Raw genomic sequence first — 13,737 nt, 5'->3', positions numbered from 1 at the left:
TTTCCTTAATTAGAAATGCTCACCGGCTTTCTGCAGTATTCTTGTGATTCAATCTGTTGCAACATAAAATCCGCCACATCTGCTCGGGCAATTTTAAGACTTAATCCTTTAGTACGTCCGGAAAACCCAACTTTAAAACGACCTGAAGGGTCATCATCGGTAAATGCGGATGGCCTTACAATGGTATAATCGAGTGTACTATTAAAAATATATGTTTCTTGTAATTGATGATCTTTAAATGCTTTTTTGAGCAGCATTCCGAACATCAAATACTTCCAGAAAAAATTCAAACTCTGCTTGCTATCTCCCAAGCCCAATGTAGTTTCACAAATTAGCCGCCGTAAACCCAGTACTTCCATGGCCTCAATAATATTTTTCGTTCCTAAAGCACGGATGTTCCCTTTACGACCATCCCCTATGGCGCATAATACCGCGTCTTGATTAGCTAGCGCTGAATGAACAGCCTGTTTATCGGTAAGGCTTCCTTTAAATACAGTTAGTTGTGGATGCCGAATAGCATCTAATTTTTTCGGTGTTCTAGTGAAAGCAGTAACCCGGTGGCCGTTTTGCAGTGCTTGTTCTACCAGATGTATACCGATACTTCCCGTAGCTCCAAAAATGATTAAATTCATGATCGAATAAATTAAATGTTTATACTAACACAAATTTCAGTAGCCTTTAAGTGAGAAAATAGAAAAAAAACGACAGTCAATTCTTTTCGTTTATTCCCTTTTGAAATGCACCTGGTGTCTGATGGGTAAAGGTTTTAAATACTTTAATGAAATGTGACTGATCAGCAAAGCCATGGGCGTAAACAACCTCGTTCATTTGTTGGAAGTCTTTAACCGTAAGCTTTTCCAAAGATCCTTGAAATTGAATAATCTTTGCAAACTGCTTGGGAGAGAGCCCCGTTTCACGCATAAATCGACGTTCAAGTGTCCGAACATGTATATGTAGCCTTTCGGCTATCGTTCGGATGTTTTCTTTTCCCTGTGTCTGAATGATCCGTTCTATAACTTGTTTAATCTTAAAATCCAGTTTTTCCCTTTTCTGCTTAAGTAACGTGGCCAAAAACTCGCTAATAGCATCAATCTTGAGAGCTACCGTTTCAAGTCTTAACAGTTCTTGGTTAAAAGATGGAATATCGATACCCTGAAAAGTTTCTAAATCATAACATTCGTCGTTCAACGTTTTTGGATCTACATCAAAAAAGCTTTTAAACACAAACGGAAAAAGACGGAAAACAATCAGCAGATAAGCCCCTTCCAATTCCATGGTTATAGGTTGTATCGTCTGTCCATATAAGAAAGAAACGGGCATTAGCTTCTGATGTGGTTTTATAAATAAACCATTTTGGGTCTGCTGAAACAGTAAACCAGGATAACCATCTGCAAAGAAAGGAAGGTGGGTATCTCCGTTGGTATCCGTATCTTCAAATATCCAGATATCCCTTACAAGTAAAGATATCGGTTCAGAAACTGCTATTTTTTGATGATCCATCATCTACTCAAAATATATAAAGTCACTAAAATAAAAAAGGTGCAGAAAGAATACGAATAATTTATAGCTTATAAACAATTTACTACGTTTGCACAACCACTTCATATAAGCATTAGAAAAATGGAAACACTGATCAAAACTATCACCAAATTTATTAATCTTTCTCCTGCAGAAGAACAGCTTATCCCCACATTATTTAAGGAAATAAGCCTGGATCCCTGTGAACACCTGTTAGAAGAAGGAGACGTACAACGTATACCCCAATATTATATTGCCTCTTATGTCGGCATAAAACCCCAGTCTCTTTACCGCATCCGCACAAGAATCGCAAAAAACATTAATTAACCCAAGTGAACGAAATTGACTGCTGCCTACTAGATCTTTGTGTCGTTCATCATAAGGTTTTACACAAAGTCAATAACAATGAAACAACAGCAATTTACATGGGGCCCTAGAACCATTTCCTTCTGGATGGCAGCGCTCATTTCCCTAGGCATTACCTTTATTGGTATCCGTTATGCCCTTCAACCTTTAAAAGCCTCAATAGCCTTTGGATTATCCCTACCCGACGGTCCAACGGCCTTATATGGTAGCATTAAGGGTATTCGAGATGTTTTTTCGGGATTGACCCTCGCTTACTTATTGTATAGTAGGAATGTAAGGGCCACCGCATTTATCTTTATGTTTGCCACATGCATCCCAATTGTAGACGCCAGCGTAGTATATCAGGCTCATGGATTCAGCAATATGCCCGCATTCCTCATTCATAGCTGCACTGCCCTTTACGGTATCATCAATAGCATGTTATTGTTCCGAGACAGCAAAAGATAAAAACGAGCTATTCGTTTAGCTTTAAAATAAAAATACCTTTGTAAAATAATACCAAGGTATTTTTAGCTATATGTACGAACATAATGCATTACTACCCAATCTTTTTAGAACAGAATATCAAAAATTGGTAGCCGTACTAAGTTATCGTTTCGGCATACAACACCTAGCGATCGCCGAAGACATCGTGAGCGATACTTTCCTCGCCGCTACCGAAGATTGGAGTCTGAAAGGCATTCCGCAAAACCCTACCGCATGGCTCTATACTGTTGCCAAAAACAAAGCAAGAAACTACTTCAAAAGAAATACACTTTTTGAGCAGAAAGTATCACCCGAATTTAGGTATACAAACGCGCAAGCGGAAGAAACTATGGAAATTGATTTGTCGACTAAGCATATAGCCGATAGTCAGTTAGCCATGATCTTTACCGTGTGCCACCCAAGCATTTCCAAAGAATCGCAAGTTGCCTTAGCGTTGAATCTATTATGTGGATTTGGGATACAAGAAATTGCAGATGCCTTTTTAACCAATAAAGAAGTAATTTATAAACGAATCAACCGTGCAAAAGAAAAGCTAAGGGAAATGGCTATACGAATTGAACAACCCAATGCAACACAGATTGCCGATCGATTGGACATTGTACTGACCACCCTGTATTTACTTTTTTCTGAAGGTTATTATTCTGCCTCTCAAGATCGCACGTTACGCCAAGATCTTTGTACGGAAGCCATACGCTTAACCTATTTATTGGTAGAAAATCCTAACACTAACCAACCAGCAGTGAACGCATTACTCGCCTTAATGTGTTTTCATTCTTCCAGATTCGATGCCCGAACCAATGAAAACGGCGAAATCATCCTATATGCGAATCAAGACGAAAGTCAATGGAACCAGCAATTGATCGAACAAGGCAAATACTACCTTAATAAAGCTGCTACAGGTGATGAACTAACTAAATATCACTTGGAAGCCGGTATCGCCTTTTGGCATACCCAGAAAGAAGATCTAAAAGAGAAATGGGAAAACATCCTTCAATTATACGATCATCTAATTAAATTAACCTATTCACCCATTATCGCCATGAATAGAGCTTTTGCTTTATCAAAAGTATACGGAAACGAAAAAGCCATCGCAGTAGCAGAAGCGCTTAAGCTTACCGATAATCATTTCTATTATACCTTATTAGGCAATCTATACGCAGGTATCGATAAACAAAAAGCTTATGCTCATTTCCAAACAGCGCTTCAACTTGCCCATTCGGAGAATGATAAAGTATTGATACAAAAAAACATGGAAGCCTTAGTTTAGTTGCTTCCATGTTTTCTAAACATGCGAGAAAACTTGTCTTATTTCGAGGCTTCAGGTGTTACTGCTTTACGGATTTCTACATTCCCTCCCAAGGCTAAAATTGGACATCCTTTGGCAATTTCAGCCGCTTCTTCATAATCTTTGGCGTTGATAAAGATCATACCGCCAATAGATTCTTTAACTTCCACATATGGGCCATCGGTTACCATCTTGTCGGATTTCACCACCTTACCTTTACCATCCCATCGTTGCGGAGGCCTAGCCAATTTATGCTGTTCGGTAATTTTTTCAAACCAATCCTGCCAATCTTTTAAAGAGCGCTGCAATTGTTCTGGTGATAGCTGACCCTCTTTTGTTGTGAAGTCTCTGCGAAAAATTAATAAGAACTCATTCATGCTTCGTCATATCAAATATTAAAGTGTCGCTTATCCAAATTGTCCTACTTGGTAATCTCCAGGTATAGTCGTGAACGCTATATTCATCCGATTCCAAGCATTTATAGCAGCAATGGATAAGGTTAAATCAACCAGTTCTTCTTCCGAAAAACTATTTCTCGCCTGTTCAAATATTTCATCAGGTACTTGGCAAGCATTGACGGCCTCTGCCCATGCAAAAGCTGCACGTTCTTTCTCCGTATAATATGGTGTTTCACGCCAAGCGTTTAAGCCGTATAAGCGTTGTTCTGTCTCTCCCATGGCTCGTAGTTCCTTCGAATGCATATCCAAACAGTATGCACATTGATTCATTTGCGAAATTCTAAAATTAACTAATTCTTGCAACTTTCTATCCAAAGTTGATTTTTTTAAATACGTCCCTAATCCGAATAATGCCTTTAAAGCGTTTTGTCCTTTTTCTTGAAAATTGATTCGTTGTTTCATGATATTAATTTATTGTAAGTGTTATACCTCCATAACAAACGAATGCTCCAAATTGGACAAAATGATAATTCTTATTTTCTAGCTACTCGTTCTATAGATGTAAAATAAACACATAATACTGGCATGATATTCGTTAGACACAGAAAAACAACATAACCATTCTCCTATACGCGTATAAGTTTGGTCAACCGAAAGGAGTTAAAAAATGTATTATATAGAAGAAAACGACCGACTATTCACGATCTTAGACCAAAAGGGAGAGGTGATGGCCTATGCGCTAAAAAAGGATTTCGCCAATCAGCTCCTGTATGCTTTGAATCGCGCGGCTATCCTTAAAAAGTCAACAAAGCATATTAAGCTTTCTATAGCTATAGAAAATTATCCAGGTGAAGAGCATGACACGCAACTATAACCCTTGTTTTATTTGCCAATATTTTCGCACTGGCGTATCATAAAAAACCATAGCAACATAAGCTAGCCCCATGGAGAAAGCTGTTCCGAGGATGATCATCCAACTCAATTGAGCAGTACTTACTTCATGTGTAGTATAGTAACTACCAAATATCCAAATCATCGGAATATGAGTCATATATAATGGATAAGATAAATTACCAAAAAAAACACATACGCTTTTGAAGCCAGCATTAAGCGCCGTACCTTTACCCAGCACAATAAGCAACGGAAAATAAAAGAGCACAATCAACGCTTCCATTAACCAATTCCAGCTAAAATAGGGTACCAACAAGGCGAGCAACAACAAAATAGAAAGGCCAATAAAACCAATGCGTGTTTTTACAAGCCATTTCGATCGAAATATAAGCAGGCCCGCCAGAAAAGAATAACTAATACGGGCACACCCATCCCAAAAGCTACTCTTATCCCAACCACCAATCAATGTACCAGCCCGATAGCTAGCTAAACATAAGCCTAAACCCGCAATTCCCCAAAGTGTCCATAAGGTGCGCCGACTAATTTTATACAGGAACAAGGCATAAAAAATATTCGCCATGTATTCAAAAAACAGCGACCAAGAAGGTGTGTTGAGGCCAAACAAACCAAAACCACGTTCGGCCATTACCGGATAAGGAATAAGAAAAACAGACGTTAAAAAGATCAATACCAGTTCTATCGTATTATACGTTTCCCAACTATTAGCAAATGGATCGATAAAAAAACCAATTAATCCCAACACAGACCCTAATAATACCAGCGGATGTAACCTAATTAACCGCGCTTTAAAAAATTGCCAAACGCCGATTGTACGTATACGATCATCATAGGCATAACCAATAACAAATCCAGATAAGCAGAAAAAGAAATCGACAGCCAAAAAACCATGGCCGAGGAAATTTTCGCTATAATCCGGATATACAAATTCTAAGAAATGAAACACAACTATCGATATCGCGGCTACTCCCCTAAGACCATCAAGTATCTCGAAATGCGGTTTACTTTGTAGATTTACCATGTTAACAAGCTATTCCATGCATTGATTTATACGTATAGTGCATAAGTATTATATTTTTCCGAGAATGTAGTCACGTATTTTGGCATATTATTCAGCTATTTTGGTTTGAATACGTTTATTAATTGGCGTTGCCACTTAATTTACTTACACGTTACAGGGTAATAAACACTATATTTGCTCATTAAATGCTTATGCTAACACAACGATCGGCAACCTATGCTTTCTGAACATGTTAACATCCGAAATATTTTATCAAAAATTGTTGGTGATCCAACCCAATTCTCCTTACAACACCGCCTATTCAATGCTTTCACTTTCATTGGTTTTATCCTCGTATTAGCCACACTCATATTTAACAGTTTCTCCGGTCTTTATTACTCCGCACTAATCTCTTTGGTTATTAGTCTACTTTTCGCTTCATCCTATTATCAATCTACAGTAAAGAAACGCTATATACAGAGTTTTGTAATCATGATTATCTGCTTAAATTTATTGTTAGGTATTAATTATTTCTATAATGCTGGCGTAGCCGGGCCAACATTATTGCTATTGTTAGGTGTGTATCTAGCAACGATGGTTTTATCTCCAAAAGACCAATATATCTTTTGGACTGTTTTCAATGGTATTTTAATTATTGTTTTGTTAGGCATCGAATTTAATTTTCCCAACACCATTAGGGGAACTTATTCAGAACGTTCAGTGTATTTTTTAGATAACCTGATTACCTATCTCATCGTATCCTTATTAACTGCTGCGGGAGTTATTACCTTTGTATATCATTATAATGTTGAACGAAAAACGGTAGAGCAACAATCCGAATTACTTGGTCTACTTAATGATGAAAAGATCCGGTTGATATCCATTCTCTCGCACGATCTTCGTGCGCCAATTTCAGGCATACAAACTTATTTGAATCGCTTTTTTCACGAAAATCTTTCGGCAGAAGAAAAACGAATCGTCGAACAGCAACTACTCAGCTTAACACAACAAACGCAACAGCTATTGGATAGTGTGTTAACTTGGTCCAAAGCATATTATCATGTTGAGCAAGTCCAGCTATCCACAATAGACCTGGCAGAATGTTTGCGGCAAAGTACAGCGCTTTATACCCATCTGGCTCAACATAAGAAAATTAACCTCATTATCCAAACGCAAGCACATCTACGTGTGACGGGTAATGAAGCAATGACCTTATTAATTATCCGAAACCTAATCGATAATGCCATTAAATTTACGGACGAAGGAGGAGAAATCCGTTTAGAAACCCGCAAAGAAGGTAATGCGGCCATTGTTTCCGTAGCTGATAGCGGAACAGGCAAAGCTCGGCAGATAGCTAAAGATCTATTTGAGAAAATCAACAATCCTACGGATCGAAATATAAAAGATGTAGGCCTTGGTCTAACCATGTGTAAACAGTACGCTGAAGCCCAAGGAGGCCATATCAGTTATAGCACAAATATATCGGGAGGCACCACCTTCCTCGTTCAGTTTCCTACATCTTAAAATGGAACAATCCTTTCGATGAGAGAAATCACGTTGCTGTACATGTTTTTCAGATAAATTAATTATATGGTGCCGAAAACTCGCCATCCGTAACGGTTAAGTATTCGCTACCCCCAACGAGCTTCAATACACCGGAGAAAGTTCCCTTTACTCCCCAATCAGTCAAGCTTGTTATCGTCAAGGTAAATTTGGTACCATCCGTTCTACCTCCGTCGTAAACCGTAGTCCCTATGTGTTTTCCATCCTTAAAATTCTGGATATAGTATTGGCCATCTAGTTCCGAAGTACTACCTCCAGCCACCGAATAGGTCTCTTCTTCCGCCCCCTCTGGTAAAACTAAGTCAATACCAAAGCCCGGAGAGGTAGCAGTATCCTCATTTTCCCAGCCGCTGATCACGACAAAATGAACCACTTCCTCCGATGGCCTATCGTTTGCATTTACATGCGCATTGAACGTATAGGATTTCCCATTTATTTTACACCCTAAAAACTGTTCTTCGGTATTTCCTGAACCGGTTTCTTCTTTTTTACATGACTGAAACGTAAAAACTACAACAGTCAGGAATAAGCACAACATAGCCTTAGATATAGAAAGGTTATCAATCACATTAAACATCTAATCGCGTGGACTATTCATCTTTAGGCAACATATTCATATCCTTATCTATAACACCATGCGTACACATCATTATATAAAATAAAGTCTATAGAATTTATAGATTATATTTAGAATACTATTATATTTGCCCCATTAATAAATATTAATGTATATGATAAACCTAGCTGTTTCCATTTCTTCTATCCAGTGCGATTTTACAAACGTTAATGATGATCATGACATTAAAAAATCTATTATATTTGCCATGAGCCAAAAAAATAAATCGAAATAAGTTTACCTTTTATGCCCAAATACACGTTGTATACCGACGAACAACTTTTCGACAGGGTTTGCCAGGGAGATGACTTGGCTTTCAAGGAGCTATATGAAAGGTATTGGGATACGCTTTGGCATTACGTTTCGAGTACTACTAATGCGGATGACGCAAAAGACATTATCCAAGACGTCTTTACCTCCATTTGGCAGAAACGAACAGATTTGCAACTCAAACGTTCTTTCCGTGCTTATCTTTACAGAACTACGTTGAATAAAATAATCGACCGATCTACCCACGCAAAATATGCTGAACGTTACAAGGCTACATTGGCAAAAAACCACCAATAAGGCTGCTATACAGCGGATTACCTATTATTTGAGAAAGAATTAATCCAGCGTTTCGAAGCTTGTCTGGAAAAAATGCCTCCTAAAATGCGTACCATTTTTGAGTTTAGTCGCACAGATCATCTTAGTCATCAAGAAATTAGCGAGCGCCTCCAAATCTCCCGGGATAATGTAAATCGTCAAATCAAAAATGCTTTAATTCGTTTAAAAAAATCCTTACTTCTCCTTTTTTTAATTTTTTTCTTACCCTAAACGCTCCTTCATTCGTCTTTTCAATACGTTAGGGGAAAATCCACTTAACCACGACAATATGACGAATGAAGAACTAACTAAACTCCTAAAACGCTATCATAACGGCACCTGCACCGAGGAAGAAAAGGTCATGGTCGAGAGCCTTTATCTGCATAGCCATACGATGCAATCCGCTCAAGCCGATGATCAAACCAAAGATGAGGTCTGGAAAGGTATTGAGGAGCATCTACATTTGCGAAGACGTAAAAACCATTGGTATCGGTACGGCGCTGCGGCAGTAGTATTACTAGCGTTAAGTTTCGGTATCATGCAATATACGGCCATGAGGCCTCTTTCTTCCTCAAACCAACAGGTTGTCGACATACCCTCTGGCAGTAACAGGGCTACGCTGAAATTAAGTAACGGCCGTACCATCAAACTGGATAGTCTAAACACAGGTATTGCCATCCATGCTTCAGCGATTAGTTATGTAAATGGTGCCCCCATTGCTCATCAAGATGTTGGCAATCATCCACAACAGATTACTTATCATGAATTGGAAACACCGAAAGGTGGGCAATACCAAGTGGTCTTGTCAGATAGCACTAAGGTATGGCTAAATGCAGCCTCTTCACTTCGGTTTCCCAGTGAATTTACAGGAAATTTGAGAGAAGTAGAAGTTATTGGCGAAGCTTATTTCGAAATAGCCCAAGATAAAAATCGTCCATTCCGCGTTAAAACTAAAACTCAAACCATACAGGTTTTAGGAACATCGTTTAATGTGCAAGCTTATCCAGATGAACAACTGGAACGCACGACGCTAGTTGCTGGAAAGATCAAAATAGAAAGTAACGGTTTTTCGGAAATCATTCATCCCGGCTACTGCGCAACAATAGCATCTAATGGAGGAACCATAAGTGAAGTAGATGCCGATGAAGAAACCGCTTGGAAATCCGGATATATTGCTTTTAATGAGCAAACCTTAGCAAGCATCATGCGCCAAATTAGCCGATGGTATAATGTCGATGTCGCTTATCAGGATGTGAATCCTTCCCTCCGTTTTGGTGGTAGGGTATCTCGATACGCAAATGTTTCTGAAGTCTTGCGAAGATTAGAGTTAACCGAACAAGTTCGATTCAAAATTTATGAAAGGAGGATTGTTGTGACCAACTATTAAACCATTTAAACCAGTAGGGAATTAAAATCCGGAGGTTGAAGCCCTCCGGATATGTTCTGACCATTTGCATTAATTCACTTGGACCGCCTTAAGCGTTCAAACATCAGGTTGTCCATCAGTCAAAACCTAGGCAAACTTAACGAACCTTGCCTGCTTATACAAATGTACCGTAAAGCAAGCAAAAAAGTATAGGTATGCCTCCGAAATACATTATTTATGCTTATCAAATTGCCAAGCTATTATAATGGCACCTTTAGGGCTTATGTCTTAAAAACATTGAAAATTATGAAATTAACGTGTTTTTTGTTGATGATTTTCATTTTCCAGTCGCATGCCGACAGCTTAGCCCAATACTTAACCATTAAAAAAGACAAAACCAATTTACGGGAAATCTTTAAGGATATTCAAAATCAAACCGGTTATTCGGTTATTTATAGTGTACAATACGTCCAGAATATCCCACCCATTTCCGTCTCTCTGGATCACGAGCCCTTAGAACCTGCACTACGTAAGATTTTAGCCGATAAGGGTTTAGATTTTGTTATCGCCAACAAAGAAATTGTGGTCAAAGTAAAAGACACTTCGTTAGCAGATAAATCATTTGCTATGGTCCCCGCAATACAACAAGCCATTAGTGGAAAAATACAAGATGAAAACAATAATCCTCTTGTAGGTGCTGCGGTCCACGTGGTCGGTAGTCAACAAGGAGCAAGTACCGATCAGAACGGTCGGTTTGTACTCCAACAGGTGTCCAAAAATGCGACCCTGCGTATAACCCACGTGGGTTATGAAACCCTTGAAATAGCAGCAGGAGGAGATTTGGAGCACATTGTCTTACGCATGACGGATGCTAAATTAGACGAAGTGGTTGTCGTAGGTTATGGTTCCTTACGAAGGAGAGACGTTACGGGTTCCGTTGTCTCGCTCAGTCCGAAAGACTTAAATGCAGTCAATAGCATCTCTGCCGACCAGATGTTACAAGGAAGGGCCCCTGGCGTACAGATTACTCAAAGCAGCCATGCCCCTGGCGGAGGAAGCACGATTCGGATTCGGGGTATTGGATCAATCAATGCCGGTAACGAACCCTTATATGTTATCGATGGGGTTCCAATCGATAATCGCGCGACCGCTGATAGTAAAGGATCAAGCTCATTTAGTGGCGATCTCCCTCCCTCTAACCCATTGAATATCATCAATTCGGCAGACATCGCCTCCATTGAGATCCTAAAAGATGCCTCCGCAACGGCCATTTATGGCTCAAGGGGTGCAAATGGTGTCATCTTAATCACCACCAAAACCGGTGGCGGGGCTTTTACCGCTAATCTAAATAGCACTTTCGGTACGAACGAAGTCGCCCGAAAAATAGACGTGCTCACCACTGATGAATACATCCGTGTCATGAACGATCTGGCGAAAGACCGTGGTGGAAACCCTGTCTTTGACGATGCCTTTATTGCGTCCGTTGGTGCCGGCACCGATTGGCAACAAGCCCTATTCAAAAAAGGGCATAGCGAAAACCATAACCTATCGTTATCCGGTGGGGTAGGTAAATCCAATTATTATACCTCGTTGGGCTATACCAACCAAATCGGTATCATCCCCAATACTCGCTATCAACGACTCCAAGGTCGGCTAAATTTCGAACACACGGTAAGCGAGCGATTCAAATTCGGCTTTAACTTCAATACCTCGCAAGAAAATAATTATTCGGTACCCGTTAATGGCTTTGCGATCAATCAAGATGCGGACGCCATCAACTCCGCACTCAACACACCGCCCATATTTCCCATTCGTAATCCTGACGGCACCTACTATCGACCCGAAAGCGGTGAACCCATTTCGGTCACATTGGATAACCCATTGGCTATCGTAGAAGGGCAGCGGGCAACTGACCGTATTAATAGAACATTGGCTAACTTTTTTGGCGAATACACGCTCATTCCTGGCTTAAAGGCCCGTATCAATATCGGTTCAGACCGATCAAACAAACGACGCGACCTCTACCTGAGCCGTATTTCGCAAGTAGGTAATTCGGTAGACGGCAGCGCTTCCGTACAGTCGGGCGAATTGAATAATTTTCTGGTAGAGGCTTTGCTCACTTATAATAAAACTATCCAACAAGACCATACGCTCCATCTGGTTGCCGGCGCCACCGTACAACAGTTTGACGAACGCACCGTAGGCGTGGGTACAAAAGGTTTTGCTTCCGATGTGATTGGCACAAACAATCTTGGTTTAGGTACCGTCGAGTTTAATACGGCTGGCAGTTATTTTGGCCGCAGACGCCTGCTATCCTACCTGGCCCGTGCAAACTACGGCTTCCAAAACAAATACCTCTTTACCGGAACCATCCGAGCAGACGGTTCCTCCAACTTCGGAGCGAACAATCGATTTGGACTTTTCCCCTCGTTTTCTGCTGCTTGGAATCTTACCGAAGAAGATTTTCTAAAACAAGCCTCTTCTATCTCCGTACTTAAATTACGTCTGGGCTGGGGCCAGATTGGAAACGACGATATTGGTATTGGCACCAGCTTATCCACCTATGCCGGAAGCGGCAATGTCGTATTAGGTGGGGCCTTACAAACAGCCATCGCTCCTGCACGTATCCCCAATCCCAATTTAAAATGGGAAACCAGTCAACAAACCAACATCGGGCTCGATTTCGGATTCTTCAACAGTCGGATCAGTGGAAGCGTAGAATATTTCATCAAAACCAATAAAGACCTCTTGTTCAATCTACCTATTCCGAGTTCTTCTGGATTTGCCATTTATACCGATAATATCGGCAAAATCAGCAATAAAGGTATTGAACTGTACGTCACTTCAGATAATATCACCGGAACCTTCGGTTGGCGTAGTACTTTTAATTTAACCAAGATTACCAATAAGGTAGATAATTTAGGGTCCATTAACGAATATGTACCTTCGAATGAACCTACCACGCTCGTTCGCCCCGGAGCAGCGCTGTTTTCTTATTTTGGTTATCGATCGGTGGGCATTTTCCAAACAGCTGAAGAGATTAGCGCCTCGGCACAGCCCAACGCCAAACCTGGCGATCCTAAGTGGGACGACATCAATAATGACAAGGTCATCAACGAGCGCGATCGTGTTATTCTGGGAAACCCTTATCCCGATCTAAATATCGGATTCAGTAATGATTTCACTTATAAAAACTTTGCTTTAAAGATATTTTTTGAAGGAGCATTCGGAGCAGATCTTTTCCATTGGCAAACGGTAGATGCGCTATACGCGAATGACCCGTATCGCAATCGCATGGCTGCACCGCTATTGAATCGCTGGACACCTGAAAACCCTACCAACGAATGGCCATCGAGCGTATCCATCGCACAACTTCAATATTCTAAAACAAATAGTTTCACCATTTTGGATGCCTCGTATATTCGCCTCAAAAATGTACAACTGTCTTACCAGATACCGCTTAAAAACACCAAAGCCATTAAAGGCATCCAAGTGTCTTTGTCTGGCCAAAATCTAGCGTTATTTACAGACTATCCTGGCTTTGACCCTGATGTCAATGCTACTGGAACGGGCAATATCCGTTATGATCGGAATGCTTATCCAGCGTCTAGAACGTATATGCTCGGTTTAAATGTCAATTTCTAA

At 40.2% G+C, this 13,737-nt stretch carries 15 protein-coding genes; 9 read left to right on the top strand and 6 right to left on the bottom strand.

Annotated elements, in window-relative coordinates:
* Positions 1 to 5: 5 nt before the first annotated feature.
* Both ABD930_RS16410 and ABD930_RS16405 read right to left on the bottom strand, forming a co-directional pair.
* Positions 6 to 632 (bottom strand): NAD(P)-dependent oxidoreductase, encoded by a 627-nt coding sequence (locus ABD930_RS16410; RefSeq protein ID WP_345233108.1) that lies wholly within the window; start codon positions 630 to 632, stop codon positions 6 to 8.
* Positions 633 to 708: 76 nt separating this feature from the next.
* The gene (locus ABD930_RS16405; protein ID WP_345233106.1) at positions 709 to 1,503 is read right to left on the bottom strand and encodes a helix-turn-helix domain-containing protein; all 795 of its coding nucleotides are present in this window, start codon (positions 1,501 to 1,503) and stop codon (positions 709 to 711) included.
* Positions 1,504 to 1,620: 117 nt separating this feature from the next.
* Here ABD930_RS16405 and ABD930_RS16400 point away from each other — a divergent pair, with 117 nt between their 5' ends.
* The 3 genes from ABD930_RS16400 (at position 1,621) to ABD930_RS16390 (ending at position 3,637) form a co-directional block, all read left to right on the top strand.
* A complete protein-coding gene (locus tag ABD930_RS16400; protein WP_345233105.1) occupies positions 1,621 to 1,845 on the top strand; it encodes a hypothetical protein in 225 nt (74 codons plus the stop codon).
* A 78-nt stretch (positions 1,846 to 1,923) separates the two neighbouring features.
* Entirely contained in the window at positions 1,924 to 2,331 is a 408-nt protein-coding gene (locus ABD930_RS16395) for a DUF4267 domain-containing protein (protein WP_345233104.1), read from the top strand.
* A 70-nt stretch (positions 2,332 to 2,401) separates the two neighbouring features.
* Entirely contained in the window at positions 2,402 to 3,637 is a 1,236-nt protein-coding gene (locus ABD930_RS16390) for an RNA polymerase sigma factor (RefSeq protein WP_345233102.1), read from the top strand.
* A 38-nt stretch (positions 3,638 to 3,675) separates the two neighbouring features.
* On the opposite strand, the gene ABD930_RS16385 is transcribed toward ABD930_RS16390, so the two are convergent.
* Positions 3,676 to 4,032 carry a YciI family protein gene (locus ABD930_RS16385; RefSeq protein ID WP_345233100.1) on the bottom strand — a complete coding sequence of 119 codons (357 nt, stop codon included), beginning with the start codon at positions 4,030 to 4,032 and terminating at the stop codon, positions 3,676 to 3,678.
* Positions 4,033 to 4,062: 30 nt separating this feature from the next.
* A complete protein-coding gene (locus tag ABD930_RS16380) occupies positions 4,063 to 4,515 on the bottom strand; it encodes a carboxymuconolactone decarboxylase family protein (RefSeq protein ID WP_345233098.1) in 453 nt (150 codons plus the stop codon).
* A 205-nt stretch (positions 4,516 to 4,720) separates the two neighbouring features.
* On the opposite strand from ABD930_RS16380, the gene ABD930_RS16375 reads away from it, so the two are divergent.
* Entirely contained in the window at positions 4,721 to 4,927 is a 207-nt protein-coding gene (locus ABD930_RS16375; protein WP_345233096.1) for a hypothetical protein, read from the top strand.
* Here ABD930_RS16375 and ABD930_RS16370 read toward each other — a convergent pair.
* Positions 4,922 to 5,983 (bottom strand): acyltransferase family protein, encoded by a 1,062-nt coding sequence (locus ABD930_RS16370; protein ID WP_345233094.1) that lies wholly within the window; start codon positions 5,981 to 5,983, stop codon positions 4,922 to 4,924. The genes ABD930_RS16375 and ABD930_RS16370 overlap by 6 nt on opposite strands.
* A gap of 216 nt (positions 5,984 to 6,199) precedes the next feature.
* On the opposite strand from ABD930_RS16370, the gene ABD930_RS16365 reads away from it, so the two are divergent.
* Positions 6,200 to 7,486 (top strand): sensor histidine kinase, encoded by a 1,287-nt coding sequence (locus ABD930_RS16365; RefSeq protein ID WP_345233093.1) that lies wholly within the window; start codon positions 6,200 to 6,202, stop codon positions 7,484 to 7,486.
* Positions 7,487 to 7,544: 58 nt separating this feature from the next.
* Here ABD930_RS16365 and ABD930_RS16360 read toward each other — a convergent pair whose 3' ends face one another.
* Positions 7,545 to 8,063 (bottom strand): hypothetical protein, encoded by a 519-nt coding sequence (locus tag ABD930_RS16360; RefSeq protein ID WP_345233091.1) that lies wholly within the window; start codon positions 8,061 to 8,063, stop codon positions 7,545 to 7,547.
* Positions 8,064 to 8,387: 324 nt separating this feature from the next.
* Here ABD930_RS16360 and ABD930_RS16355 point away from each other — a divergent pair, with 324 nt between their 5' ends.
* The 4 genes from ABD930_RS16355 to ABD930_RS16345 all read left to right on the top strand — a co-directional run bounded on the left by ABD930_RS16355 (position 8,388) and on the right by ABD930_RS16345 (position 13,737).
* Positions 8,388 to 8,708, top strand: coding sequence for an RNA polymerase sigma factor (locus ABD930_RS16355; protein ID WP_345233089.1), 321 nt, complete (start codon positions 8,388 to 8,390; stop codon positions 8,706 to 8,708).
* A gap of 42 nt (positions 8,709 to 8,750) precedes the next feature.
* Positions 8,751 to 8,957, top strand: a complete 207-nt coding sequence (locus ABD930_RS21905) for a sigma-70 family RNA polymerase sigma factor (RefSeq protein WP_425571139.1) — start codon at positions 8,751 to 8,753, stop codon at positions 8,955 to 8,957.
* A 58-nt stretch (positions 8,958 to 9,015) separates the two neighbouring features.
* Positions 9,016 to 10,113: a FecR family protein gene (locus ABD930_RS16350; RefSeq protein ID WP_345233087.1), complete on the top strand. Its 1,098-nt coding sequence runs from the start codon at positions 9,016 to 9,018 to the stop codon at positions 10,111 to 10,113.
* 285 nt (positions 10,114 to 10,398) lie between these two features.
* Positions 10,399 to 13,737, top strand: coding sequence for a SusC/RagA family TonB-linked outer membrane protein (locus tag ABD930_RS16345; RefSeq protein ID WP_345233084.1), 3,339 nt, complete (start codon positions 10,399 to 10,401; stop codon positions 13,735 to 13,737).

The organism is Olivibacter ginsenosidimutans, from assembly GCF_039542865.1.
GTDB lineage: Bacteria > Bacteroidota > Bacteroidia > Sphingobacteriales > Sphingobacteriaceae > Olivibacter > Olivibacter ginsenosidimutans.
This window is presented reverse-complemented; position numbering and strand designations above follow the sequence as displayed.